The organism is Photobacterium carnosum (assembly GCF_002849605.1).
In the GTDB taxonomy this organism is placed as follows: Bacteria; Pseudomonadota; Gammaproteobacteria; order Enterobacterales; family Vibrionaceae; genus Photobacterium; species Photobacterium carnosum.
Window position 1 is genome coordinate 138,402 of record NZ_NPIB01000007.1, and the last position, 26,986, is coordinate 165,387.

A 26,986-nucleotide genomic window follows, 5' to 3' on the forward strand; every position below is an offset into this window, starting at 1 on the left:
AAAAGCCCCGTAATATTTCAATTAGACAAAGAATATTACGAGGCTCTATGGTTTTATCAATATTAGTCAAACTTTAAGCGATGCTTACCATGTGAAGCTTTCACTTTTAAATAATTTTCATTGCCATCTTTAACATGTGCTTTCGTACCAACAACTTCAACGATATTGATACCATGTTCTTCTAAGTCACGAATCTTTTTAGGATTATTCGTCACGAGGCGTACTTCATTAATCCCTAAAGCTCTTAACATGTTGGCTGCTTCAGAAAATTCACGTAAATCATCATCAAAACCCAGATGATTATTCGCCTCATAGGTATTCATACCTTGAGTCTGTAATTCATAGGCATCGATTTTATTATATAAACCAATGCCACGCCCTTCTTGGCGTAAGTAAAGAATGATACCGCCAACTTTACCCATTTTTTCGATAGTTTCATCAAGTTGTTCGCCACAATCACAACGCGAAGAATGAAACACATCGCCCGTTAAACATTCAGAATGCATACGAACCAAAGGGACTAGCGTTTTATCTGCGTCTTGAAAAATAATGGCAACATGCTCTTTACCTGAATCAAGACCGTTGAATGAAAGCAATTCAGCTGGGATATTGCTGTTAAGACCTACTTTAAAAGGCACTCTTGCCCTAACATTTACCATATTCTTCCTAAGCATTTCTTTACACCCCTGCCATAGAGGGGTATTTGATTATGATTAAATAATACCGAAATTAGGGTACTAACAACAACTATATCCAAAATCAATCAGGATCATTAATCCACATTTATTTTGAATGCGTTACATTACCACTTAGTGCCACAAATTTAAATGTTATATTATAACGTTTAATGACAATAGATAATATTAGCGATAAAATGACAAAATAAATACACCTTTAACGCTGTATTGATCTTACATACTATCGGCTAACGTAATAAGTCGCTCAAAAATATATTCACCATCAACACGTAAGCCATTATGCTCATATTGATTTGTTTGCCATGATTTCGCATTTGCTAATAAGGCTAAGGTTTCACAACTATAGCGATATTCAACATACATATCTTCAACATACACCGCAGCGGCAATCGGTACAGTATTTTTAGCCAATTGCTGTTCACAATATAATAGTGGCCAGTCTTCTTTTGCTGCTAATAAATGTGCAGCTTCGCGTAATGGTTGCAAACATGTCATTTGATCAAACATCCACGGATAAACCATTTCACCCGTAAAACTCAAATCACTGCCTTTTTGATAATGGTATTGAGGATATTGCTGACGTACTCGCTCAGCTGCCCAGTCAGATGCTTGTTGCTGGCAATAAATAGCCTCATGCAAAATCGCATAAATAGGATTAGTTTGGTAACTCTGTTGGTTCAGCATGTATTAAGAAAAGTATAGCTCAAGACTTGCTGCCCTTCGACTTCTACAAATGCGCTTTCTAACGCATAGTACATCGCCAAATCCCCACCCGTACCGCCGAGTGTTATGCCCCATGTTTGAAATTGTTCAACCGTAAATAATTGCTCATTCGGTAAATAGACCTTATTGTTTATAATGTACTCAGCAATAGCGTTACACTGTTGTTGTGCGCCAGCAAAACGTTTAAAAAAAGCCTTATTTTTATCTGCTACTCTTTTATAGGTTGCTTGATACACCTCATCAGCTGTTGCGGTGAGCGATGGTATTCCGCCCGTCATAAAGACACGCGACAAACTATGCGGATAAAAAGACAAATAATGCAATGCGCAAAAACCACCAAAACTTTGTCCAAGCAATGCCCATTGATCAATATCTAAATATTGACGTAATTGTTCCGCATCTCGAACAATATTGTCAGCACGAAAATGCGTTAAATATTCAGCTTGTTGTTGCGGTGATTTTGCCGCTAATGTTTGATGAGAAATCGCACTACTCGCACCAGTACCACGTTGATCAAGTAATAATACCCGATAGTATTTTAACGCGACTCTTAACCAACCACTGTTTGCTTCTGGTCGTGGAGCAGCAAACCCTGGACCACCTTGTAAATAAACCAACCAAGGTGATTCTTTATTAATGTTGGATTTATGTACAACCTCTCGTGCAAAAATAGTTAATGAACCCTCGGTTATTTGTTCATAATTTAAAGGTACATTCATATTTATATTTCGAAAGCAAAGTTCATCATTCTGAATAAAGTCTTGCAATGGTATTATCTCCCTTAACAATAAAAACGATTATCATTTAGCATTGTACAAATAATAATACATTTAACTCTAATATTATTTTTATTTTTTTGATGATTTAATTGTTAAAATAAAAAATACTTTAATATTAACACTTTACAATATTACTGTTTTTTATTTAATAACCACAAATATTAATAAGAATAATTATCAGTTAATGATTTCATATTTGAAATCTTTCTTTCAAAATTTAAGTAATATTATTTATAAAAAAAAGCGTATATTTACTCCATTAACAAATATAGGTATTAAAATCTATTTTGTTGCTATAAATGATAAATTATTATAATAATCGTTATAGCGGGAGATGATGTTCCTCCTTTAACCGCCTTATTGAATTTCTTTAAGGATAATGACGTCTGACAACATTCGGCTTTTAATAGTTGAGGTCCGTGTTATTTTCTATTGAATATCTAACGATAGATGTTCATTTTCAAACACGTCGCGTTGTTTACGTATCCGTCCTCTTCTTATTACCTGCACGATAACGAATTATCAATTCTACACTGCTCACTGTAATAGATTAATACCTACAATATGTATTATTTTATTACTTATAAAGCGGTGTCTATGAGGCAGAGCAATGCAATACTCAAGTGAAGTTCAAAACATGTGTCCTATCTCTCGTGGTCCACAACACGAGTCAGCGCCAATTCCAGTAGAAGGTCGCTGGGTTAGCCCTAAAGATGTTATTGCTATTTCTGGCTTAAGCCATGGTGTTGGTACTTGTGCTCCTCAACAAGGTGCTGCAAAACTAACACTTAACGTTAAAAACGGCATCATTGAAGAAGCTCTAATCGAGACTATCGGTTGTTCTGGTATGACTCACTCTGCTGCAATGGCTTCAGAGATTCTTACTGGTAAAACTATTCTTGAAGCACTAAACACTGACCTTGTTTGTGATGCTATCAACGTTGCAATGCGTGAAATCTTCCTTCAATTTGTTTACGGTCGTACTCAAACTGCATTCTCTTTAGACGGTTTACCAATCGGTGCTGGTCTTGAAGATCTAGGTAAAGGCTTACGTAGCCAAGTAGGTACACACTACGGTACTCTTGCTAAAGGCCCTCGTTACATGGAGATGGCTGAAGGTTACGTAACTAAAATTGCATTAGATGACAACGAAGAAATCATTGGCTACCGTTTTGTAAACGTAGGTAAGATGATGGAATCTATCGGTAAAGGCGTTCCTGCTGCAGAAGCAATGGAACAAGCTACGGGTCAATACGGTCGCTTTGATGAAGCAGTTCGTACTATCGATCCTCGTCACGAGTAATCATAGACCTATATCACACAAGTAAATGACGCATTTATTTTAACTTTTCAAGAGTTACAGCGTCACTGAAATTGTTTTTACCGAATTAGAGGAAACTCCATCATGGCTGCATTATTTGAAAGTTTTGATCGTCGTATTGCAAAAATCACTCCAGTACTAGAACAATATGGTTTTGCTTCACTAGAAGAAGCACGTGATTACTGTAACGAACATGGTGTTGATGCATACAACATCGTTAAAGAAACACAACCTATCGCGTTTGAAAACGCATCTTGGGCTTACGTTTTAGGTGCTGCTATTGCACTTAAAGAAGGCGCAAAAACAGCAGCTGAAGCGGCTGAATTCTTAGGTCTTGGTCTACAAACTTTCTGTATTCCTGGTTCTGTTGCAGACCAACGTCAAGTAGGTCTTGGTCACGGTCGTCTAGGTGCTCGTCTACTAAGTAACGAAACACAATGTTTCGCATTCCTTGCTGGTCACGAATCATTTGCAGCAGCTGAAGGCGCAATCAAAATTGCCCTAAACGCTAACAAAGTACGTACTAACCCACTACGCGTTATTCTTAACGGTCTTGGTAAAGATGCTGCTTACCTAATCGCTCGTATCAATGGCTTCAACTATGTTGAAACTAAATATGATTACGTAACTGGCGATCTAAACGTTGTTTCTGAGCGTCGTTTCTCTCAAACACAACGTGGTGACATCAACTGTTACGGTTCTGATGATGTACGTGAAGGTGTTGCAATTATGCACCGCGAAGACGTTGATATCTCAATCACTGGTAACTCAACTAACCCAACACGTTTCCAACACCCTGTTGCTGGTACGTACAAAAAAGAACGTCTAGAAGCAGGAAAAGCTTACTTCTCAGTAGCATCAGGCGGCGGTACTGGTCGTACTCTTCACCCTGATAACGTTGCTGCAGGTCCAGCTTCTTACGGTCTTACTGATACTATGGGTCGTATGCACTCTGACGCTCAGTTCGCAGGTTCTTCATCTGTACCAGCTCACGTTGAAATGATGGGTCTTATTGGTATGGGTAACAACCCAATGGTTGGCGCAACTGTTGCTGTTGCCGTTGCTATTGAGCAAGCTCAAAAAGCATAAGCTATAGTTAAAAAAGATTTTATCTTCAAATAACGAAAAAGGCGCAAGATTAGACACTTGCGCCTTTATTTTTTATCCTTAATTGTTATTTCTGCAAAATACTCTACAATCATCCCCCATTCCAAGTTCTTGATCTCGCTTATCCCTATAAAACAATTTATCTTCAAGGTATAATCGATCAAGAATCGAGTTAATCTTATATATCTTACACAGCACCATGCTGTTACAGATAAAGTAAAGGAAATATCATGATCCAAGTTGTAGGTCACAAAAACCCAGATAGTGACAGCATTTGTTCTGCACTAGTTTGTACAGCGTTTCTTAAAGCTCGTGGTCTTGAGGCGACAGCAATTCGTCAAGGCGAAATGAACCGTGAAACTCTACATATCCTTGAGCTAGCTGGCGTTACGGCTCCTGAGCTACGTACAAGTGTTGCTGGTGAGAAAGTATGGTTAGTTGACTATTCAGACCTTGCTCAAGCACCTGATGACCTAGCTGAAGCTGAAGTTGTCGGTATTGTTGACCACCACCGTCTAGGTGATGTAATGACAATCAACCCAATGGAAGCATGGATCTGGCCTGTAGGTTGTACTTGTACTGTTCTATTCAACTTATTTAAGATTGAAGATCACAAAATCACACGTGAACTAGCCGTACTAATGATGTCAGCTATTTTGTCTGATACTGTCGGTTTTGCATCTCCAACGTGTACTCAAAAAGATAAAGATGCAGTACATGAGCTTGCTCAAATTGCTGACATACAAGACCTAGAATCATTCATCAAAGCCTTACTAATTGCTAAGACTGATATCAAAGGTCTAACGGCTGCACAACTTGTTGAAAAAGATCTTAAAGGCTACCCTTTCAACAATCGTGACGTTGTTGTTGGTCAAATCGAACTTGCGACTCTTGAGCAAGTAGATAGCATGATTGAAGAGCTTCAAGCTGATCTTCAACGTCGTTGTGACGAAGACGGTTTAGGTCTGGCAGCATTAATGCTAACAGATATTACAACAAGTACTACTCGCCTACTTTACACCGGTGATTGGAATCACATTCTTGATACACACGCAACAGACGGTGTATTAATGATGGAAAATACGCTAAGCCGTAAAAAACAAGGCTGGCCTTGGCTACAAACAGTACTTGCAAAATAATTATTTCAACTAATTATTGATAATAAAAAAGGCTCTTTTTAGAGTCTTTTTTTTGATCATAATAAAGATAAATAACACCAATAATAACCACCAATTTTCCCCTAAAAATAAAATATGTGCTACACCAATTTCCAAATTAGAGCAAATACTTTAATTATTTAAATCAATATAAATACATCTAAAAACCACCGCTATGAGTAAATTATAAGCAAACAAACTATTTTATTGTGATATTTATCCATATTTGCTTATTATTCTCTTGAGGTATAACTATAATCCTCTCTCTTTTAAATCCAGCCTTCTTTGAAGGGTGAACAAGAAGCTACTAGAAATTATAGAGAGACAGTATAATGTCCATAAATAAAAAACATATCTCCTTCATTATTACAGCCATACTTTCAAGCCAAGCGCATGCTGCTGGATATCAGGTATCAGAACACTCTGCTGCAGGTCTTGGTCGTGCATACGCCGGTGATGCTGCAATAGCAGACACCGCTGCGGTATTAGCACGTAACCCTGCCGCAATGACACGTTTTAAACATGCTGAAGTTTCAGGGGTAATGAGTGTCATTAATCCATCAATCAATATTGATGATCATACTCACAATGAAACTGCAAAAGATATTTCACCAATAAGTCTAGTCCCCGCAGCCTACTACATTCAGCCTATCAATGATAAAACAGCGATTGGTTTAGCTATTTTTAGTAACTATGGCGTGACCACTGACTACCCTACAGCGATGCAAGCAGGTAGCCTTGCGGGTAAAACTGCATTAGAAACGGTTAACTTCAATCCGAATATTGCTTATCGTATCTCACCAAAATTAAGTATTGGTGCCGGTGTTAGCCTTGTTTATGGCACAGCAGAATTTAATCGTCGTTTAGGCTCTTTAGCTTACGCAGCGCCAAGCCATAACCTTATCAATATGGAAGGTACCGATTGGAGCTGGGGATGGAATGTTGGTGCGTTATACGAACTAAATGACAATACTCGTTTTGGACTAAGCTACCGTTCACAAGTAGACCTCAATTTTAAAGGCCATTTTACTGACTACTTGGGTCAAGCAACATCCAAACGAGATGAAACCGTTGCAGCAAGCCTTGCACTTCCTCTTCCTGCAATTGCTGAATTTTCAGGCTTTCATCAACTGAACCCACAATGGGCGATTAGCTATAGCGTGCAATGGACGCAATACAATAAATTTAAAGAAATCAGAGCAATCAGTTCTCAATGTAAAACAGGCACTTGTTTTGTTAAAAAAGAAAACTTCAAAGATACTTACCGTTGGGCTGTAGGTACTACCTATACATTAAACCCAACGTGGACACTGCGTTATGGTTTTGCCATTGATCAAAATGCTGGACAGGCAACATTAAGCATTCCAGATACTGATCGTTATTGGTACTCAGCGGGTGCAACTTATCATTACAATCCAGCTCTATCTGTTGATCTCGGCGTATCTTATATTCACAGTAAAAAAGCTGACTTTGTAGAACAAACACCTGCAAGTGAAAATGACAGCATTACGTCATCAGGCAAAGCTTACCTTGCTGCTGCACAAGTTAATTACCGCTTTTAATGCGAAATAAACTATAAATCATTAGGAATAACAATGAAGATACGTTCAATAGCATTATTAGTCACCTCTGCATTAAGTTTAATGGGCTGTAAAAGTGATGGTACATTGGAGAATCAATCACCGATTGATCCTAATATTGCTGCAAGCTTGAATGCTGAAACAAAAATAAACTTTGACCTTTTGTCTGCCAATAAAACGCTAATATTACCAACCTATTTAGCGATGGATGCTCAAGACGGCACCCTTGCAACAGAAGCGATGGCGCAAGATAAAACCAATACCTCAGATCCATTAGTTGCCATGGGACAAACCGACGGTTGGAGTACGACTCAACCTATTACGATCAATTTTATAGGTAAAGCTCTTGATCCTACACCAGCGGCGACTAGCTTTTATTTAATCAAAGGGACTCCAACTGATCCTAATAATGTCACTCAGTTAACCCAATCAACGGATGGTAAGCATGGTGATTTTAAGCTCAAGGTATTAGGCAATAGTTTAATCGTCACTCTTTTAAAACCGTTAGATCCTGCTAGTAACTATATGTATGCCGTTACTGATGATTTAAAAGATGTGAATGGTCAGGCTGTTGGTATGAGTAATTCATACGCTTTATTAAAATCGAATAATCTGCCACCAGCACCTGCATTATTACCTGCTCAAAAGATCACTCACGCCACAGAAGAAGCTTTCCATGGTATTGTGCAAAAACGCGATATTATCTTCTCATCATGGTTTACGACATTATCATCTGGTGATGTGTTATTTGCAGCGAAGATGGCAACAGAAGAAGCCATAAATGCTGGTGCTCACAACGTATGGCAAGGTTCTGCTATTGCAAATTCTGTAAAACAAAATGAATTAGACAAACTATTTACATTCTCTTTAGATCTAGACAAAGACGGTAAATATAAAGAAGTAGTAGACGGTAAAATTAATATTTACTCTGGTAAGATTTCCTTACCTTATTACTTAGATATTCGTGCTAACAAATTTATGAATACCCCTTGGCAAAGTGGTATGCCAAGCCTTGCTAAGATTAAATATGTATTAAGCAATGGTAGTAATGCGGATAAAGCGACGATTTTAGCTCAATTAGCCGCTGCGAAAGTAACACTAACCGACATGGCGCAAGTGGCGACAAACCCACAAGTGCAAATTAAAGTACTCACTCTATTAATGGGTAAAAAGCTATTTTTAGCCAATGGCAACCAACTTGACCCTGAACGTCTAATTACTCGCTACAGTGCTATACCTGAACTTAAATCAGTGCAGACGATTGATTACACTTTAGTCTTACCAAACAGTAAAAAATGTCAGACTCTTGGTGCTAATGATGTCACTATTTTCCAACATGGTATTACCGCAGATAAGAGTGTATTAACCACACACAGTGATGGTTTACCCTCTTTAGCAGAAAAATTAGTTGGGGATCAATGCCGCGCAATTTTTGCCATAAACCAACCACTTCATGGTACCGATCGTGGTATTAATATCACAAATAAAAGTGGCGTAACGGTATATAAAAATGCAGCAATAGATCCATCAATGTATTTAAATCTTGAAAACTTAACCGTTGCACGTGATAACTTACGTCAAAGTACGATTGATGTAGTGAACCTTAGAGCATCTATTGGTAAATTATTCAGCACAATAAAACAAAAACAGCTGGATAATAACTCCGCATCATCACCACTTGATATGTTAAATCCTAATAGCGGTGTTAGTTTTGCGGGTCATTCATTAGGCGCAATCGTTGGTACTAATGTCGGTAATATTGCCAACCGTCCAACAATGAACCCAGCGTTTGATAAACAATACTTTGAAATAAACAAACTGGCATTAGCAAACCCTGGGGCCGAGATCCCTTACCTACTATTAAACTCAGGCAGTTTTGGTGGTCTTCTAAAAGCAGGGGTTCTACAAAGTTCAGTATCTAATCCAGCACAAATAACGCCAGACGTAATTGAAACAGGTAAATTTCTACAAGCACTGAATGTTTGTTATGTCGCTCAAGATAATAAGCACAAAGATTTGAACAAATGTTATGTTGATAACATTACAGCGATTAAAGATAACAACCCAAGTTTATTCGCTAAATGGACAGAGACTTACGTTAAGTTCGCTTATGCCGCCCAAACAGTAATGGATCCAGTTGATCCGATTAACCTTGCTGATGGTATTCCGTCTTCTGTCCCTGTCTATGTGCAAATGGTTAAAGGTGATAGTACGATTCCAAATATTACTACGCCAAACAACCTGCCTTACTCACCGTTCACCGGTACTGAACCACTGATTAAGCAATTAGATTTAGCATTAAACAATGCAACTAAAGGTTGGAAAGAATATACACCAGGCAGCCATACATCATTACTCGATGTCACGATGCCAACAGCAAGTGACAGCTTTACCATTGAAGCGTCTAAAACAACAACAAAGAGTATGCAAAAAGATATGGCTGATTTTTTAAATAAATAATCTAGCCTAACAAAAAGCCTTGATAATCTTGTTTATACCACGCAAGTTATCAAGGCTTTATTTTATGTGTTTTTTTTATGTAATTGACCTAACGCAAATGCTGCATCAAACTGGTCTTTTGATTCAATAACTGTGAAAAAGACGTCACAAACTGCTCACCAATTTGTTTTCCCTGCTGGTAATCAAGCTCTAAATCTTCATAACTACTTAATAACGCACTACTATTTAATGCCTTCTCAGGTGCAATTTGAATAACCTGCAACCCTTGCGGTGGATTCACTAAAAAATCATTCACATCACGATAAGTATGATGATAACGCGCTAACATTTCTAATATTTCAGAGTTTGTTCCCTGCCCTGTTAACGCTATGAGTCGCTCAACATTTAACTGTGAAAACCAACCTTTTTTAGATATCGATTTATTTACTAATCCAGTCTCTTGAGAATCGTTAGTTTCATCATTCCAATAATGTTGTCGCCATTGTTCAAATCGCTGGCTCAACTCTTGATGAATATTTTTAATTTTATCAACTGACTCATTCAAACTTAACTTATCAATATAATAAGGTAATTGAATTTCAATGTTTTCCCGCCAATCATCAAAAATACCCCGTCCATTATTATCGCTACTGTCTGTATCGCTATACTCTAGTGGCTCAGTACGGATAACCACCACTAAATCAGCACCACGTCGCCATGCTTCTTTAACAGGAATTGCCGCACTCACGCCACCATCAACCCATTGAAGCTCATCCATATTGACAGGTTGATTATAAAGCAGAGGAATCGCACACGATGCTAACAGCACATCTTGCCAATCTTGTTGGTACATTGGCAAATAATAATCTTGCAGAGTATCTTTACGGGTCGCACATGCGAGTGCAGTTCGACACATTAATGTTTTGTGCGCGGTTGCAACATCGAGAGGATATAGCCCAGAGGATGACACTTGCTGTAACGCCCACTCCAAGTTCATCGGCTGTTGCTTGCTAAGGTATTTATAAAGATTAAAAAATTTATCATCCATCGATACATCACGAATAAAATGATAACCAAATCTCGGTTGACGGCTAATAAAAGAAGATAAATTGAGCGCACCGGCAGAAGTACCAATATACAACTCAAATGGATCAAATTGATGATCAAGAAAGCTATCAAGCACACCAGCAGAAAATATACCCCGTTGGCCGCCTCCTTGAACAATTAATGCTATTTTTTTATTCGATGTAGTGTTAAGCATCAAAGAAAAATCAGCGACCGATTTTTCATTAAAATCACGTAAACTAAACGGAAGATAATTCATTGCTTCTCCCTGTTAAATATGTAAACCAACATACGTTACTATATCTAAGAGAGTAGAATATACAACTCGTACATACCAACAGGCAATAATGCTAAAAAATATTATTACATTAACTAATAATGCAGTGTCAATTACTATGCATGTACAACAATAATTCCATAGCCTGCTAATGCGAAAAGTATGATAGTTACTGTTATTAGCGTAATTTTAAATTCAATATTCATAATAAAGCCCTCTTATAATACGGAACATAACATTACCTTAAGTCTTGTTCAGGTTGTTACTAAAAGCAATATGAATTGCGATCATTACGACAATACTCACACAATACATTATCGCCAATAAAGAAAACTTTTCATTATGCTACACTATGCAAATAAACAGTTTTTTTATATTCTATGTAAGATTATAATCTACTGATTATATAGCTTATTTTATAGGGAAAATAATGAAACCATTACTCACTGTCAGCTTAATTGCTACGACAATAATCTCCACCACGGCACTGGCAAAACCCGTCGATTGGACGCCTGGAATTGGCGGTGATGTTTCTTTCATGGTTGGCTACAGTAAATCTAACTCACAGTTTAATAGTGATAATCACACTACACCAAATCTAAATAGTAGCGGTGACGATCAAAATAAAATGTTCGTTGCCCCTATTGGTAGCCTCAGTTACACCTTTAATGATGGTGATAAACAACTCTATTTTGGTACTAACCGTTCTGATATTGCTCTTGGTCGGTTTCATGTTGATATAGGTTATCGACAAAAGTTTGCTGATAGCTCAATGCTAACCCTGAGCTATATACCCGGTGTACTGACTCAAAAAACATGGCAAGATCCTTACCTACAAGATGTAGAACGCAGTAAAACAAAAACCAGCATTAATGCATTTAGCATCAAGCTTAACAACATTCGTGGTTCTCGTTTTTCTGGTCAAGTTGCCTACGGTAAATTTAGTGTTGATCATGAACGTAGTGGCAACGATCCTTTACTTTCGCTGACTGTCAACGAACAAGCCACTCTAAATCGTAATGCTAACGTTCTTTATACTGAAGCCTCTTATACGAAACCATTTAGTCGTAGTTTAATTCTACGAACCTCTCTTAATTTCACTAATATTGATGCTGAGGGTAATGCCATGCGTAATAATATGTATGGTGTAGCCGCGACTATTATTCAGTTATTACCTCAATCAAGCTTTGCATTTACTTTAAATTACAAAAGAGCATTATTTGACTTAGCTAATCCCGTATTTAATAAAAAACAACAAGATAATAAATTCGGAGCATTCTTAGCGTATGAATATAACCAACCCTTTAATTGGAAGAACTGGGGTTTAGTTTCTCTCGTCGGTTATAACTCAACACAATCAAATATAAACTTTTATGATAGTAACGAGATGTTAGTTAGTATCGGTTTAAATTATAAATTCTAATAACAACATAATAAATAATGGCACTCTTTAATTAATGGATTTCATTTGAAGTGATTACATTTTGACCATATCGAAATAATTCGAGACATCATTCAAAATATCGATTAGATTAACGATACTTTGCCAACGTTATGGAAACGTTAAATAAATTATGGCGGCTAATAATCGTACTGCAGATGCATCCCTAGAATCTTTGCATCGCATTTTTACTATACCAGAAGCACCTGATTCAACTTTGGGATCCATCGAAAAAGAGCTTTCTGAAAACCTCAATGAATTTCTGCGAACCCATATCGCAGCAATCGAAAAACCCTTAGCTGAAATTGAAAAAGATTTCTCTAATCCGAATATTCCGGAAGTTCCTTCTTTTGTTTCTGAACATACCCAATTCTTATTAAATAAACTTGTCGCCCAATCAGTTCATACTGCTGCGCCTACGTTTATCGGTCACATGACCTCTGCACTACCCTATTTCATGATGCCTTTGTCTAAGATCATGATCGCGCTAAACCAAAACCTCGTAAAAATAGAAACATCAAAAGCATTTACACCACTAGAACGTCAAGTTTTAGGTATGCTTCATAAGTTAATATTTAATCAAAATGAAAGTTTCTACCAACAATGGATGCACAGTGCTGACCATTCTTTAGGCGCTTTTTGTTCCGGTGGCACCATCGCCAATATCACCGCATTATGGGTTGCTCGTAATACAGTATTACAACCTGATGGTGATTTCACGGGTGTAGGACAACAAGGTTTACTGCGAGCAATGAAGCACTATGGTTATGATGATCTTGCTATTCTCGTATCAGAACGTGGACACTATTCTCTTAAAAAAGCAGCAGATGTTTTAGGTATCGGCAGAGATAGCCTTATTGCCATAAAAACTGATGATAATAATCGTATTGATCTTGATGAATTACAAATCACACTCGATATTTTAAAACAGAAAAATATTAAACCCTTTGCGATTATTGGGATTGCAGGTACCACAGAAACGGGCAATATCGACCCCCTTGATCAGCTTGCAGATATTGCGGCCGAACACCAATGTCACTTCCATGTTGATGCGGCTTGGGGCGGTGCTACTTTAATGTCAAATAAATATCGTCATTTATTGAAAGGGATTGAACGCGCAGACTCAATTACTATCGATGCCCATAAGCAGCTCTATATTCCAATGGGTGCTGGCATGGTGATCTTTAAAAATCCAGAATTAATGAGTGCAATTGAGCATCATGCTGAATATATTCTTCGAGAAGGTTCAAAAGATTTAGGCAGTCATACACTTGAAGGATCACGCAGTGGTATGGCGATGTTACTGTTTGCGAGTCTGAATATTATTAGTCGCCCTGGCTATGAATTATTGATCAATAACAGCATTGAAAAAGCCGCTTACTTTGCACAATGTATTAAACAGCACCCTGATTTTGAGTTAGTTACTGAACCTGAATTATGCCTACTGACTTACCGCTTTGTTCCCAAAAACACACAACAAGCATTACAACAAGCAACCCCAGCACAACGTGAAATATTGCTAGAGCTGTTAAATGATCTCACCCAATTTATTCAAAAACGCCAACGAGAATCAGGTAAATCATTTGTATCACGTACGCGTATTACCCCTGAAAAGTGGCAACGAAAAGCAACGACTGTGTTTCGGGTTGTGCTAGCAAATCCTCTAACAACCACTGAAATTCTAGAAAATGTCCTTATTGAGCAACAACAACTTGCACAACAAAGCACTATTAGCCTGCCTAAAATCATTAAATTGACTGAAAAAATACTAGAAAAAAGAATTTAAAACGATATATAAGGCGCTTATATCTATACGGTATTTTCTTAAAATTAACGGCATATCGCATTTTTTGCCATTTCATTGGTTTTAATTAGCGTAAATGCCTCATTCGATATATGACTATTTTATGAATAAATCACAACTTAACTATGAACAGTGAATGATTGTAGTATGAATAGCATCACCAAAAAGCATTATTTACCTTTATTAATATTCACTCACTTACACATTGAAAGTATCAATTTAAGGTAAAATAAATTTTACAAGGGAATATAGCTCAAAATACATGTTCATAAGATTTCATTTTTCAATGTCATTGCTGCAAATATGTTTCACCAAGTGTCCGTAAATCATTTTTATAGTTTCTGTAATGTTACAAAACGGTCTTGGTATTAATAATAATTCTCAATACGCGATTTTGTTCCATTTTGACCCAAAAAAATATTTCAATGAATCATGATATAAATCAAAAAATCGCCCAAATAGCGTTCAAAAAAAATGCCCTATTCTTTTCAAATAGGGCATTTTTATGTCAATTTATGTCATAACTATTTTATTGAGACAACGTTTTTCTGACCCAAACAAGACTACTATCAGTCGCCAGCAAACATATATCCTTCGCCATGGACGGTAACAAAAATCTGTGGGTTCTTCGGATCAAGTTCCATTTTAGAACGCATTCTACGAATTAAAACATCAATAGTTCGGTCATTCGGCGCTTCAACACGGTGGCTTAGCATGTTCAAAATACGTTCACGGCTTAGCACTACATTTGGGTGTGAAGAGAACGCAACTAACAGCTCATATTCAGCCTTAGTTAACTTCACTGGAAGACCGTTATGTGTCAGTGCGCGTTTATTAATATCAAACTGCCATTCACCAAAACGAATGATGTTATCTTCCTGCATTTCAACCATCGTTTCATCACGCGCTTTTTCTACTAACGTCATGCGCCATAACAAATTTTTCACTCGAACTAATAGCTCTCGCAATTCAAAAGGCTTAGTTACATAATCGTCTGCGCCCATTTCTAGACCAACAATTCTATCAATACTATCGGTACGTCCAGTCACCAAAATAATACCTACTTCAGAACGGCTACGAAGCTCACGAGTTAGCATTAAGCCATCTTCGCCAGGTAGGTTAATATCAAGCATTACAAGGTTGATTTTTTCCGTTGCCATTATCTCGCGCATCTGTGCGCCACTGTCTGCTTGGCTTACCTTGTATCCTTCATTCTCAAAATACCCAACCAATTTTGTGCGGGTAACAATTTCATCTTCTACAACAAGTATGTGATGGGTCATGTCGTTCTCTTTTTAGTTTTTGGCTTTCTTGCTGAACGGTAGCACAAACTAAGACCATTCACAATTTGTCATAACTCTGCCTTGGCTATTCATTCGTAGCGTTAACCTTATTCATATCGTAACAATAAGATTACCTCATAAAATTTTAACCGTCACCGTAGCCTACGGTGAGCATTCTTTTAAATGGAATCTTTCAAAATGAAAAAAATTTGGCAGATGTTGACGAAACCAAGCAGCAAGTACTCAATTCTTGCTCTGGTGCTTGTTGGTATTGGTATCGCCGTGAGTGGCATTTTTGCTGTGCACAAAGGTTTTGAACATGCATCAACCAATGAATTCTGTGTTGGTTGTCATACCATGCAGCAAAACTATGAAGAGTATACCCAATCTGTACACTTCAAAAATGCTTCAGGTGTTCGTGCTGACTGTGTTGACTGTCACCAACCGAAAGATTTAGTCGGTATGATAGAAACTAAGTTAATGGCATCAAAAGATGTGTATAACCAGTTTATTACCAAGAAAATCGATACGCCTGAAAAATTTGAAGAGCACCGTTTAGAATTGGCTCAAATGGTTTGGAAACGCATGGAAAAACAAAACTCAAGCACATGTAAGAGTTGCCATAACTATTCTGCTATGGACCATGCTAAGCAATCACCTGCCGCTGCTGCTGCAATGACAGAAGCAGCGTCAAAAGACATGAACTGTATTGAATGTCACAAAGGTATTGCACACGAACTGCCAAACATGGCAGGTGGTTTCCAGAAAGATTTCCAAGGGCTACAAGCCGAAGCAACCTCTCAAGGTGCAACGGCTGAGAAACTTTACTCATTAGGTGAGAAAGATATCTTTGCAACTGATGATCCAAAAGGTAAATCAGAAGGTAAATTATTACCGGCTTCTGAAGTCACCGTACTTGAACGCAAAGGCGACATGCTAAAAGTTGAAGTTAACGGCTGGTTAGAAAAAGCAGGTAAAGGTCGTGTAATGACTGAGTACATGGGCAAGCGTGTCTTTAAGGCAACTATCCGTGGCGAAGTGAAAGCGAACGAGAAAATCATTAAAGAAGAAACTGATCCTGCAACTAACATTGTATGGCAGAACATCAGCGTTCAAGGTTGGGTTACTAAATCAGACATGATTGATAGTATTAAACCAATCTGGAACTACGCAGAAGATATGTACGCGTCTACATGTAACGCTTGTCATGCGGCGCCTGATCCTGGCCATTTTACTGCAAATGGCTGGATCGCAAGTCTGAAAGCCATGAGCTCTTACTACCGTCTGACTAAAACTGAAGAACGCACACTACTTAAATATCTTCAGAACCATGGCAGCGATACCGGTAGTACTGGCGCGCATTAATCCAGCGCACCAATAAACGATTAAATGATAGGCGGGTGATAACGGTTATCCCCGCCCCATCGATAAAAATTAAAGTTTAAGGATTCTCCAACTATGGCGACTCAAAACAATCATAAAGGCATTACACGCCGCCGCTTCTTATCTGGTCTTGCGATTGCAAGTGCTGCATCAGTTGTCGGTACTAGCCTGCTTGCTCCTCGTAAAGCAATGGCAGCAACAGATGCAATAACAGGTTTTAACGGTGAAGTGCTTTGTGGCTCTCACTGGGGTGCTTTCCGCGCTAAAGTTGTTAACGGTGTATGGACTGAAACCACACCGTTTGAGAAAGACCCACACCCAACAGTTATGCTAGATGCCGTACGTGAAGTGGTATACAACCATGCACGTGTTAAATACCCAATGATCCGTATCGATTGGCTAAAACAAGGCTACAAGTCTGATACAAGCCAACGTGGTAACAACCGTTTCGTACGTGTGCCTTGGTCACAAGCATTAGATTTCTTCCAACACGAATTAAACCGTGTTCAAGAAACTTATGGCCCAAGTGCGTTATACGCAGGTCATACTGGCTGGCAGTCTGTAGGTAAACTACACAACGCCGGTACGATGATGAAACGTGGTATCAGCCTACACGGTACAACCCTTGGTAAAATGGGTGACTACTCAACAGGTGCTGCACAAGTTATTCTTCCTTACGTTGCTGGTGCAATGGAAGTCTACGAGCAACAAACCTCTTGGGATATCGTGCTTAAAAACACAGATACCATCGTAATGTGGGGTACGGATCCCGTTAAAAACCTTCAAGTAGGTTGGTTGGTTCCTGATCACAGCGTATACGGTTCATACCAGCAACTTGCTGAAAAAGTGAAAAACAAAGAAATTAAAGTTATTCACATTGACCCTGTCCGTAACCAAACCATGAAGTTTGTTGGTGGTGAGCAGTTACCTGTTCACCCACAATCAGATATTCCGTTGATGCTGGCGATTGCGCACACGCTATACACTGAAAATCTATACGACAAAGAATTCATCGCTAACTACACCACAGGCTTTAAGCAGTTCATGCCTTACGTGATGGGCGAAACTGACGGTATCGTTAAGACTCCCGAATGGGCAGAGAAAATCTGTGGCATCAAGGCAAGTCAGATCCGTGAACTAGCACGTACAATGGCGGGTGGTCGTACTCAGCTTGTCGGCGGTTGGTGTTTACAGCGTATGCAACACGGCGAACAATGGGCGTGGATGCTAGTTGTTCTTGCCGCAATGCTTGGTCAAATTGGTCAACCTGGTGGTGGTTTCGGCTTTGGCTGGCACTACAACGACGCAGGTACTATCACTTCGGCTGGCCCACTAATGTCAGGCTTTAGTGGTGTAACAGGCGTAGAGCCAATCTACAACGGTTCTTTTAAAGGTTACGCTAAGACAATTCCTGTTGCGCGCTTTGTTGATTGTATCTCTAATCCAGGTACGAAGATTCAATGGAATGGTAACGAAATTACCTTCCCATACATGAAGATGGCGATCTTCAGCGGTAACAACCCATTTGCTCACCACCAAGATCGTAACCGTATGATCAAAGCGTGGACGAAACTAGAGACCGTTGTTTCTATCGAGCACCAATGGACAGCAACATGTCGTTTTGCAGATATCGTCTTACCTGCAACAACCACTTACGAGCGTGATGATATCGAGCAGTTTGGTAACCACTCCAACAAAGGTATCCTTGCATTACGTAAGATTGTTGAGCCAATGTTTGAATCTAAAGATGACTTTGATATTTTCCGTGAGCTATGTGCACGCTTCAACCGTGAAGAAGCATTTACTGGCGGTAAAACAAAAATGGAAATCATCGAAGAAATCTACAACGGTGCGCGTTTGCAAGGCCGTGGTATCGGTGTTCGTATGCCAAACTTCTCTAAGTTCTGGGAAGGTGATGGTTATATTGAATTCCCTGCGGGCAAAGAGTGGGTACGTCACGAATCATTCCGTAACGAACCGGATCTTGAGCCACTAGGTACAGCATCAGGTCTAATTGAGATCTACTGTAAGACCATCGCAGATATGGGTTATAACGACTGTCAAGGTCACCCAATGTGGTTTGAAAAAGAAGAACGTAGTCACGGTGGTCCACGCTCTGATGTCTATCCGCTTCACTTACAAAGCTGTCACCCCAATAATCGTTTGCACTCACAGTTATGTTCATCAACTGACTTCCGTGCAACTTACGCTGTTGCAGATCGTGAGCCGATTTACATCAATACTCAAGATGCTGCTGCTCGTAATATTAAATCGGGTGATTTGGTACGTGTCTTTAACGGTCGTGGTCAAGTATTAGCGGGTGCGGTTGTTACTGAAGACTACTCACCAGGTGTTTGTCGTATTCATGAAGGTGCTTGGTATAGCCCATTAGAAGGCGGCAAAGCAGGTACAATCTGTACTTACGGCGATCCAAACGTATTAACGTTAGATATCGGTACTTCTCAACTAGCACAAGCAACATCAGCGCACACCGCTGTGGTTGATATTGAGAAATACACAGGCCCAGTACCTGAAGTAACTGGTTTTAACGGCCCGACGTATGAAACTGGCATTGATCCACTATTCCCTGCAATGGATAAATAATTAATCCATTGTTAGCCGAATAAATCAATCCATAAAGGCGATGAATCTTATTTTCATCGCCTTTATTTCATTTTTTAGAACCTATTCTAATAACCGTTAGGTATACTCTACTTAACTGCTTTATTTGAATATGTTTTATGTCTGGAGTGACCATGCAAGAATTTATCGCATTCAATGAACAACGAGCTGAAATCTATTGGTGGATGTCTTCACTTTTCGCCCGTGAATTAAGTGATGCAGATCTACATGAATACCATGGCGGTGAGATGTATACCTTCCTGTCGGGTCTTGGTATGACTGAGGAATTAAAAGCACCCGTTGATAACTTTCGAGCAGCCATTACAAAGTCTAATGCTCGCAGTGACGAGCAACTAGAACTTGCCGCTGATTTTTGTGGTTTATTTTTAAGCACACCAAAATCAGGAGCGTTGCCTTACGCTTCAATGTATGTCGGTAAAACAGGATTACTAAACGATAAGCCCGCACAAGAAATGCATGAGCTTATGGCATCATTTGATATTGCACAGCGCAAAGAATTTAATGAACCAGCTGATCACCTTGCCATTGAATTAGACTTCATGGGTAATTTAATCATCATGGGTAATCAGCAGAAAACTGAAGAACAACGTGAAGCTCTGATGCAATCACAATTGTCATTCATCAATACAATGCTACTAAACTGGTTACCGTTATTTGCTAAAGAATGCCAGATACGTGATCGCTTTGGCTTCTATGCTGCAGCTGCAAATCTACTCCTTTCATTCTGCATGCTTGATAAGAAATTTCTTATTGGTGAATAAGCTTTTTTAGCTTTCATTACACGCATTAAAACGGCCTTATTTAACCAAATAAGGCCGTTTTTTATGTCACATTGCTAAAAAATTCTAATTTTAGAATTTAACAAACTACTCTTTCAAAATATTTATATTTTAATTTCCTTTTATATTGCATAATAATGCAAAACCTTAGCGAATACATTCAATTCGCCGCTTAAATAAAATCATTTTTAATCATAGGGTTAATGGTCAAAAACAGACTATAACACTTTGAAATAATAGCAATTATCATTACCACTTATTATTTTATGCATAAGTTCATTTTTGATTTTTTATTTTGTCACACAAATTTTCAAAATCTGATTCAGATCAACTAATTCTATTGATTTAAGTCATAAAATTGGTGTGTAATACTTCTAAAGTATATTTAATCATAGCTAACAAGGTTGATACATGGACTCGCATGCAGCCCTTTTTGAACTCGGCCAGAAACGTCTTGCTGAGCTTCGAAATACGAAACCTCTTCGTGAGGGATCTTTTCAGAAAAAACTTGAACAAAATGGCTTTACCCGTCGTGATTTCATGATTTGGAGTGCAACCATCACTTCATTACTGGCACTCCCGCTACCTTTTAGTACCATGGTTGCAGAGGCTGCAGAGCTTTCTGACCGTGTTCCACTTATCTGGTTGAGCCTTGCCGAATGTACAGGTTGTTCTGAATCATTAGTACGTAGCACCACACCTGATATCAGTACATTACTGTTTGAACATGTGTCACTTGAATATCAAGAAGTGCTCATGGCCGCCGCTGGCGATCAAGCAGAAGAAAATCTTGATAACGCAATGAAAGCTTATAAAGGTCAATACCTACTTGCCGCTGAAGGTGCAGTACCAACAGCAAATAACGGTACTTTCCTTACTATAGGTAGCCAAGCCGAAACAGGTGTCTCACTAATTAAACGTGTTGCAGCCGATGCTGCCGCAGTTATTTGTGTCGGTACATGTTCATCTTTCGGTGGCGTACAAGCCGCTCGTCCTAACCCAACTGGCGCGAAAAGTGTCGGTACGGTTATTGACCGTCCAGTGGTTAACGTTGCAGGTTGTCCACCTAACCCAGCCAACATTACCGGTACATTAATGTACTTCATCATGTTTGGTCGTTTACCAGCATTAGATATTTTCAACCGTCCTAAATGGGCTTATGGCGCACGTGTTCATGATAACTGTGAACGTCGTGGTCACTTTGATGCTGGCGAATTCGTAACACAGTTTGGTGATGACAATGCCAAACAAGGTTACTGCTTATTCAAAATGGGTTGTAAAGGTCCTTACACTTACAACAACTGTCCTACTGAGCGATTTAATGCTCACACTAGCTGGCCAGTACTTGCAGGTCATGGTTGTATCGGTTGTTCAGAACCTGACTTTTGGGATGATATGGCAGATTTCGAAAAACCATTAAGTCGCCAACCTGTTCATGGTTTAGATGCTACCGCAGATACCATTGGTGCAGTTATTTTAGGTGTCACTGCCGTTGGTATTGGTGCACACGCAGTCAGTAGTATTTTTGCTAAAAAAGTCGAGGAATAATCCATGAGCAAGCGCGTCGTTATCGATCCCATTACTCGTATCGAAGGCCACTTACGCATCGAAGTTGAACTTGATGCGAATAACGTGATCAACAAAGCATGGGCATCATCTACCCTGTTCCGTGGTCTTGAAATTATTATGAAAGGCCGTACACCGTATGATGTTGGCCTATTAATGCAACGTATCTGTGGTGTATGTACATCATCACACTACCTATGTGGTACGTTGGCTGTTGAAGATGCAATTAATGCCCAAGTTCCTCTCAATGCGAAATACATTCGTAGCTTGATCTTAACGACTCTACAATTGCATGACCATATTGTGCACTTCTACATTCTGCATGGTTTAGATTGGATAGATGTTGTTTCAGCATTAAGTGCCGATCCTGCTAAAGCTGCGGCTGAAGCAATGAAGTACTCAGCAACACCAATAGCAGCTGGTGAAGGCGACTTACGTGCTGCACAAGAAAAAGTGCAAGGCTTAGTCAATACCGGTAAGTTAGGTCCATTTGCTAATGCTTACTGGGGTAATAAAACCTACAAGTTTACGCCTGAGCAAAACTTGATCGGTTTAAGCCACTACCTTAAAGCTCTTGAAGTTCAACGTATTGCAGCAGAATCAATGGCAGTTTGGGGTGGTAAGAACCCACACCCACAATCGATTGTTGTTGGTGGTGTAACATGTGTACGTGACATGCTAGACCCTGCTCGCCTACAAGAATTCAAGCAAAAATATCAACATGTTGCTGACTTTGTTGAACGCGCATACCAAGCTGATATTTTAATGGCAGCAGCGGCTTATGGTACTGCACCAAGTGTTCTTGGTGGTTGTAACGTTGATACGTTCATGTGTAGTGAATCTATTTTACTTAACCCAGATGATCATCTTTTTGTTAGTGGTGTCATCCGTAATAAAGATTTATCTAAAGCAGAAAAGATTGATATTAATCTAATTGCCGAAGATGTGACTCACTCATGGTATGACGCTAACAAGCCTCAACATCCATACGATGGTACTACAATCCCTGAACATACACCGTTTATTGAGCGCGATACTATTGTTGGTAAACGTCCAACAATCAATGAAGCTGGTAAATATTCTTGGGTTAAATCACCACGTTATAATGGCGAACCTGTTGAAGTAGGTCCACTTGCAACAATGGTTGTTAACTACGCACAGGGTAACCCTCGTGTAACACCAGTTGTAAATGATTTCCTAAAACAAACAGGACTACCTGCAGGCGCTTTATTTACCACCCTTGGTCGTACTGCTGCACGTATGTTGCATTCATTAACTATCTCTCGTCATGGTCTAGAAACATTTGAATCTATGGTTACTAACCTAAATTCAGATCATACCACTTACATCGAACCGACGATTGATCCTAATAAAGAATACAAAGGTGTTGGCATCATTGAGGCACCACGTGGTTTCTTAAGCCACTGGTTACGTATTAAAGATGCTAAAGTTGAAAACTACCAAGCAGTAGTACCAACAACATGGAATGCGGGCCCTATTGATGGTAACGGCAAGGTTGGTCCATACGAAGCGTCATTAGTAGGATTACACCTTGAAGATCCGAAAAAACCATTAGAAGTATTACGTGTTATTCACTCATTTGACCCTTGCATGGCGTGTTCAGTACACGTAATGGATTATAAAGGTCAATCTCTTAGTGAATTCCGTATTCCAGCTCAGGCAATGTAACTAAGGATTTATCATGTCAACAAATACTGTGTTGTATAAACGATCCTATGTATTTTCATTCGTTATTCGTTTATGCCACTGGCTACGTGCCTTTGCAGTTTTTGGACTAGTCGTTACTGGTTTTTATATTGCTTGGCCGTTTTTAGTCGCACCCGATAGCACCAATGTGCTTGAACAAGGCTGGATCCGTTTAGCACATGAAGTATTAGGCTTTATTTTAATCGCCGTAACACTGATTCGTGTCTATCTGTTCTTTTTCAGTCGTAGCAACGTTGAACGGCGCTCGATTCAAGATATCGTGAGTCCCAAAAGCTGGGTAAAACAGATCAAAGCCTATTTTTGGATGGGTAATGCTCCGCACCATGGCGCTTATGGTCCTTTACAACTGATGGTTTATGCAGGGATTTCTATCGCTGCCATCTTCATGTGTGTGACTGGCTTAACGCTATATGCTAATGTGTACCACTTTATTGGTGGCATGATGTGGGAACCTGCTCAATGGGTCGCATACGCGATGGGCGGGCTAGATGAAGTACGTAAATGGCACCATTATATTACTTGGGCATTCATTATTTTTGTATTGATCCACGTGTATATGGTGATTTGGACAGGGATCCGTTTCCGTAACGGTTCTGCTGATGCCATTATGTCTGGTTATGATTACCACGCGGTAAACGTAAAAAAAACAGATAACGGCAATCATCCCGTTCAGCATCATGCTCATCAAAATAGTCACTCAAAAAATAAAGGCCACTAGCGCAAATGAAGATATTGCTGCTTGGTATTGGCAATGTCTTGTACGCCGACGAAGGAGTCGGCGTACATTTCGTCAATTATCTCACAGAAAATTACCGCTTTACGCACCCCGACCATCAGATTGATCTTATTGATGGCGGTACGTTAGCACATTGTCTTATTCCGACATTAACCCAATATGACCACCTTGTTGTGGTTGATACAGTGAATGCCGCAGATGTAGATGCTGGTGAAGTGTATTTCTTTGACTTTGATAAAGCCCCTGCTGAAATCGATTGGCAAGGTAGTGCTCACGAAGTGGAAATGCTACAAACATTAATCATGATGGAGCTGGTTGGCGATCGTCCTAAAACATATGTTTTAGGCGTTACACCAACAGTGTTAGAGCCAATGCATATGGGTCTAACCTCTAAAATTAATGCAGCAATACCTGTTATGGAATCTGCACTAATTAAGCACCTTTCCGCTCTCGATATAACGTGCGAAAAAGTGAATAATATTGATATTAACAGCCTGATTCCTACGGCTTACAAACGAGGCATTGAACAATGAAATTAATTCAATTTTCTTTTACCTGTTCACGCCCTGTACCTTTCTATGCGCAATTATGTAACGATTATTTAGCCAATCAACAAGTGGAAATCACTATTGCTTATGATAAAAATCGTTACCTTATTGAAGCCGTTGGCACCCAACCACAACTTGAAGCATTAGCTGATCAAATATCCAAAGATTTCTTACTGTCTATTTGGCTAATTGACTCTTCAATCAAAGAAATTCGTCACCGTGAAGGGCGTATTGTTCCCTTAATAACAACTGCGCATAACCTGCCTTTTTGTAGTTATTGCGAACCTGCTCTTGGTGATAACCAATCTGAATTATTTGGTGAAGTGGATATTACTTGTTCACATTGTCATGGTGAAAAATTGGTTGATCCCTCTATTACTAGCCAACAGATTCAGCAATGGGCTGAAACGGTAATGAATACGGGTCATGTCAGCTTTAGCTTACCGCTAGCTAATAACCAACAACATGAATTTCATTTAAGTCGTGGTCCTATTGTCATCGCACACCAGCAGCGTCAACAAGTCATTGTTTGTAACCCTAATAATGTACCAATGCACTTTCTTGTGCCATCGTTACATGTGTTAGCGTTATCGAGCTTAGAAAAACCCCGTGTTACTGTTCGATCTAAACAACATCACGCTCAGCTTGATCAACCGTTATATGATCTCTGCTTTAGCTACAACCGCGTATTAACAATACTGACTGAAATACTCCGTGTACGTGGTATCGATTATTTACACATTGAAACCAATCATCAGCAACCTTTAATTGCACGAATTAATAAAGGTTGGAGTCAGGTTTGTAGCGATCCGGTGATTAATCCTTTAGCGCCATTCAAAGCGGTTGAACCATTACATGATCAAGCTTGCATCAATGGCTTAAATGCCTATTGGAGCAAGCGTCGCATTCATTTTGATTATCAACCTCATCATTCCAATGATGCACCAGCACAAACTATTCCGATCTGTGCACTGCATGGTGGAATGTTAGAATCAGGAGTGGGTCGTCATAGTGCCGCTATTTACTTTGGCCGCTATGCCGCAGGCGAGATTGTTAGTCAAGATAGATTTACTCGCACTGAGACTTTCTTAACCATGCCTACCCTGCCGCATTCAGGCTCAGAAATGATTGCGACATTAGCCGCTGGTGAACAAGCTGAAGTATTAGCGAAATTTAAATATCAAATACCTGTAAGTTATAACGCGCTTAATAAATTAATCTTAAATGAGTGTAATAACCAACTTTCTGGTTTATTTGCATTGGCAGCTACGATACTAGGTTTATCTAAAACAGGTCATGATAGTGTTCAATATCTGAATGATGCCTTGATCGCTAAATCACTCCACAATGCTGACAATCAAGGTCACCGTGTCGATTTTCCATTAGATATGGTCGATAACAAACGAACCATTGATTGGGCAAAAATGGTCGGCAGTTTAATGAGTTTCTGTTTGGTCGTTGATGAAGTTAATTACGACAAACTCGCCTTTGGTGTGATGGACTCACTAGCAGACTATATTGCTAACTGGATCGAACGTATGGACGAAACTGGTGGCATTAAAGCCGTTACCCTTGCAGGTAGTGACTTTGCTAATGAAGTGCTAGCAGATCGCGTTTGCTTACGTGTAGGTAAGAACTTCCCTATCGTGGTAAACCGTAAACTAGAACTTGATGGCAGCAATTTAAGTGCTGGTGCATTGTTCTTAAAAATGCGCCGCCGTTAAGGTTTATTCTTATTGAATTAAATAGCCCCATTGCTGTTAGTGATGGGGCTTTTTTGTGGGGTTTTATTATTGTCCAATTGTTGTGGCTTAATGAACTTGTACACCTAAATAGGATAAAATACTCTTAATATCAAAATGGTGTACATAATGAAAAAAGCTCGAACAACTTATTCAGTCGCATTCAAACACGATGCTGCTAATTTAG

18 protein-coding genes, 1 pseudogene and 1 riboswitch are annotated in these 26,986 nt (G+C 39.2%); of the genes and pseudogenes, 15 read left to right on the forward strand and 4 right to left on the reverse strand.

Going from position 1 to position 26,986, the window contains the following annotated elements; genetic code table 11:
- Positions 1-62 precede the first annotated feature (62 nt).
- Positions 63-659 carry a GTP cyclohydrolase II gene (locus CIK00_RS08395; RefSeq protein WP_193435461.1) on the reverse strand — a complete coding sequence of 199 codons (597 nt, stop codon included), beginning with the start codon at positions 657-659 and terminating at the stop codon, positions 63-65.
- 252 nt (positions 660-911) lie between these two features.
- Positions 912-2,140, reverse strand: a pseudogene (locus tag CIK00_RS08400) (alpha/beta fold hydrolase).
- Between the two features lie 381 nt (positions 2,141-2,521).
- Positions 2,522-2,596, forward strand: a riboswitch (Fluoride riboswitch).
- Between the two features lie 214 nt (positions 2,597-2,810).
- On the opposite strand from CIK00_RS08400, the gene CIK00_RS08405 reads away from it, so the two are divergent.
- The 5 genes from CIK00_RS08405 (at position 2,811) to CIK00_RS08425 (ending at position 9,825) form a co-directional block, all read left to right on the forward strand.
- A complete protein-coding gene (locus tag CIK00_RS08405) occupies positions 2,811-3,503 on the forward strand; it encodes an iron-sulfur cluster assembly scaffold protein (protein ID WP_101768437.1) in 693 nt (230 codons plus the stop codon).
- Positions 3,504-3,605: 102 nt separating this feature from the next.
- The gene (locus CIK00_RS08410) at positions 3,606-4,610 is read left to right on the forward strand and encodes a GGGtGRT protein (RefSeq protein WP_101768438.1); all 1,005 of its coding nucleotides are present in this window, start codon (positions 3,606-3,608) and stop codon (positions 4,608-4,610) included.
- A 248-nt stretch (positions 4,611-4,858) separates the two neighbouring features.
- On the forward strand, positions 4,859-5,767 hold the full coding sequence (locus tag CIK00_RS08415; protein ID WP_101768439.1) for a manganese-dependent inorganic pyrophosphatase: 909 nt from the start codon (positions 4,859-4,861) through the stop codon (positions 5,765-5,767).
- Positions 5,768-6,117: 350 nt separating this feature from the next.
- A complete protein-coding gene (locus tag CIK00_RS08420) occupies positions 6,118-7,347 on the forward strand; it encodes an outer membrane protein transport protein (protein WP_101768440.1) in 1,230 nt (409 codons plus the stop codon).
- A 33-nt stretch (positions 7,348-7,380) separates the two neighbouring features.
- Positions 7,381-9,825: a VolA/Pla-1 family phospholipase gene (locus tag CIK00_RS08425; protein WP_101768441.1), complete on the forward strand. Its 2,445-nt coding sequence runs from the start codon at positions 7,381-7,383 to the stop codon at positions 9,823-9,825.
- 88 nt (positions 9,826-9,913) lie between these two features.
- On the opposite strand, the gene CIK00_RS08430 is transcribed toward CIK00_RS08425, so the two are convergent.
- Entirely contained in the window at positions 9,914-11,128 is a 1,215-nt protein-coding gene (locus CIK00_RS08430; protein ID WP_101768442.1) for a patatin-like phospholipase family protein, read from the reverse strand.
- Positions 11,129-11,576: 448 nt separating this feature from the next.
- Here CIK00_RS08430 and CIK00_RS08435 point away from each other — a divergent pair, with 448 nt between their 5' ends.
- Positions 11,577-12,569, forward strand: a complete 993-nt coding sequence (locus CIK00_RS08435; RefSeq protein WP_101768443.1) for a DUF2860 family protein — start codon at positions 11,577-11,579, stop codon at positions 12,567-12,569.
- 151 nt (positions 12,570-12,720) lie between these two features.
- On the forward strand, positions 12,721-14,373 hold the full coding sequence (gene panP / locus CIK00_RS08440) for a pyridoxal-dependent aspartate 1-decarboxylase PanP (RefSeq protein WP_101768444.1): 1,653 nt from the start codon (positions 12,721-12,723) through the stop codon (positions 14,371-14,373).
- A gap of 587 nt (positions 14,374-14,960) precedes the next feature.
- Here panP and torR read toward each other — a convergent pair.
- A complete protein-coding gene (torR, locus tag CIK00_RS08445; RefSeq protein WP_101768445.1) occupies positions 14,961-15,674 on the reverse strand; it encodes a two-component system response regulator TorR in 714 nt (237 codons plus the stop codon).
- Positions 15,675-15,872: 198 nt separating this feature from the next.
- Here torR and torC point away from each other — a divergent pair, with 198 nt between their 5' ends.
- From torC to CIK00_RS08485, 8 genes are all read left to right on the forward strand, one after another.
- Complete coding sequence (gene torC / locus CIK00_RS08450; RefSeq protein WP_101768446.1) at positions 15,873-17,039, forward strand: pentaheme c-type cytochrome TorC; 1,167 nt, start codon at positions 15,873-15,875, stop codon at positions 17,037-17,039.
- Between the two features lie 93 nt (positions 17,040-17,132).
- Positions 17,133-19,661 carry a trimethylamine-N-oxide reductase TorA gene (gene torA / locus CIK00_RS08455; protein WP_101768447.1) on the forward strand — a complete coding sequence of 843 codons (2,529 nt, stop codon included), beginning with the start codon at positions 17,133-17,135 and terminating at the stop codon, positions 19,659-19,661.
- A gap of 152 nt (positions 19,662-19,813) precedes the next feature.
- A complete protein-coding gene (gene torD / locus CIK00_RS08460) occupies positions 19,814-20,461 on the forward strand; it encodes a molecular chaperone TorD (protein WP_101768448.1) in 648 nt (215 codons plus the stop codon).
- Positions 20,462-20,890: 429 nt separating this feature from the next.
- The gene (locus CIK00_RS08465; RefSeq protein ID WP_101768449.1) at positions 20,891-22,027 is read left to right on the forward strand and encodes a hydrogenase small subunit; all 1,137 of its coding nucleotides are present in this window, start codon (positions 20,891-20,893) and stop codon (positions 22,025-22,027) included.
- 3 nt (positions 22,028-22,030) lie between these two features.
- A complete protein-coding gene (locus CIK00_RS08470; RefSeq protein WP_101768450.1) occupies positions 22,031-23,734 on the forward strand; it encodes a nickel-dependent hydrogenase large subunit in 1,704 nt (567 codons plus the stop codon).
- Between the two features lie 13 nt (positions 23,735-23,747).
- Positions 23,748-24,491, forward strand: a complete 744-nt coding sequence (gene cybH, locus CIK00_RS08475) for a Ni/Fe-hydrogenase, b-type cytochrome subunit (RefSeq protein ID WP_101768451.1) — start codon at positions 23,748-23,750, stop codon at positions 24,489-24,491.
- Between the two features lie 5 nt (positions 24,492-24,496).
- Positions 24,497-25,042: a HyaD/HybD family hydrogenase maturation endopeptidase gene (locus tag CIK00_RS08480; protein ID WP_101768452.1), complete on the forward strand. Its 546-nt coding sequence runs from the start codon at positions 24,497-24,499 to the stop codon at positions 25,040-25,042.
- Positions 25,039-26,781, forward strand: a complete 1,743-nt coding sequence (locus CIK00_RS08485; protein WP_101768453.1) for a Kae1-like domain-containing protein — start codon at positions 25,039-25,041, stop codon at positions 26,779-26,781. Before CIK00_RS08480 ends, CIK00_RS08485 begins: the two co-directional genes overlap by 4 nt.
- The last annotated feature ends 205 nt before the right edge of the window (positions 26,782-26,986 follow it).

Bases quoted from the DNA above. Each gene is read 5' to 3' on its own strand.
- CIK00_RS08420 (WP_101768440.1), top strand. From the start codon at position 6,118: ATGTCCATAAATAAAAAACATATCTCCTTCATTATTACAGCCATACTT.
- torC (WP_101768446.1), top strand. From the start codon at position 15,873: ATGAAAAAAATTTGGCAGATGTTGACGAAACCAAGCAGCAAGTACTCA.
- CIK00_RS08465 (WP_101768449.1), top strand. From the start codon at position 20,891: ATGGACTCGCATGCAGCCCTTTTTGAACTCGGCCAGAAACGTCTTGCT.
- CIK00_RS08430 (WP_101768442.1), bottom strand. From the start codon at position 11,128: ATGAATTATCTTCCGTTTAGTTTACGTGATTTTAATGAAAAATCGGTC.
- panP (WP_101768444.1), top strand. From the start codon at position 12,721: ATGGCGGCTAATAATCGTACTGCAGATGCATCCCTAGAATCTTTGCAT.
- CIK00_RS08480 (WP_101768452.1), top strand. From the start codon at position 24,497: ATGAAGATATTGCTGCTTGGTATTGGCAATGTCTTGTACGCCGACGAA.
- CIK00_RS08415 (WP_101768439.1), top strand. From the start codon at position 4,859: ATGATCCAAGTTGTAGGTCACAAAAACCCAGATAGTGACAGCATTTGT.
- CIK00_RS08425 (WP_101768441.1), top strand. From the start codon at position 7,381: ATGAAGATACGTTCAATAGCATTATTAGTCACCTCTGCATTAAGTTTA.
- CIK00_RS08485 (WP_101768453.1), top strand. From the start codon at position 25,039: ATGAAATTAATTCAATTTTCTTTTACCTGTTCACGCCCTGTACCTTTC.
- CIK00_RS08410 (WP_101768438.1), top strand. From the start codon at position 3,606: ATGGCTGCATTATTTGAAAGTTTTGATCGTCGTATTGCAAAAATCACT.
- CIK00_RS08405 (WP_101768437.1), top strand. From the start codon at position 2,811: ATGCAATACTCAAGTGAAGTTCAAAACATGTGTCCTATCTCTCGTGGT.
- CIK00_RS08470 (WP_101768450.1), top strand. From the start codon at position 22,031: ATGAGCAAGCGCGTCGTTATCGATCCCATTACTCGTATCGAAGGCCAC.
- CIK00_RS08395 (WP_193435461.1), bottom strand. From the start codon at position 659: ATGGTAAATGTTAGGGCAAGAGTGCCTTTTAAAGTAGGTCTTAACAGC.
- torA (WP_101768447.1), top strand. From the start codon at position 17,133: ATGGCGACTCAAAACAATCATAAAGGCATTACACGCCGCCGCTTCTTA.
- torD (WP_101768448.1), top strand. From the start codon at position 19,814: ATGCAAGAATTTATCGCATTCAATGAACAACGAGCTGAAATCTATTGG.
- cybH (WP_101768451.1), top strand. From the start codon at position 23,748: ATGTCAACAAATACTGTGTTGTATAAACGATCCTATGTATTTTCATTC.
- CIK00_RS08435 (WP_101768443.1), top strand. From the start codon at position 11,577: ATGAAACCATTACTCACTGTCAGCTTAATTGCTACGACAATAATCTCC.
- torR (WP_101768445.1), bottom strand. From the start codon at position 15,674: ATGACCCATCACATACTTGTTGTAGAAGATGAAATTGTTACCCGCACA.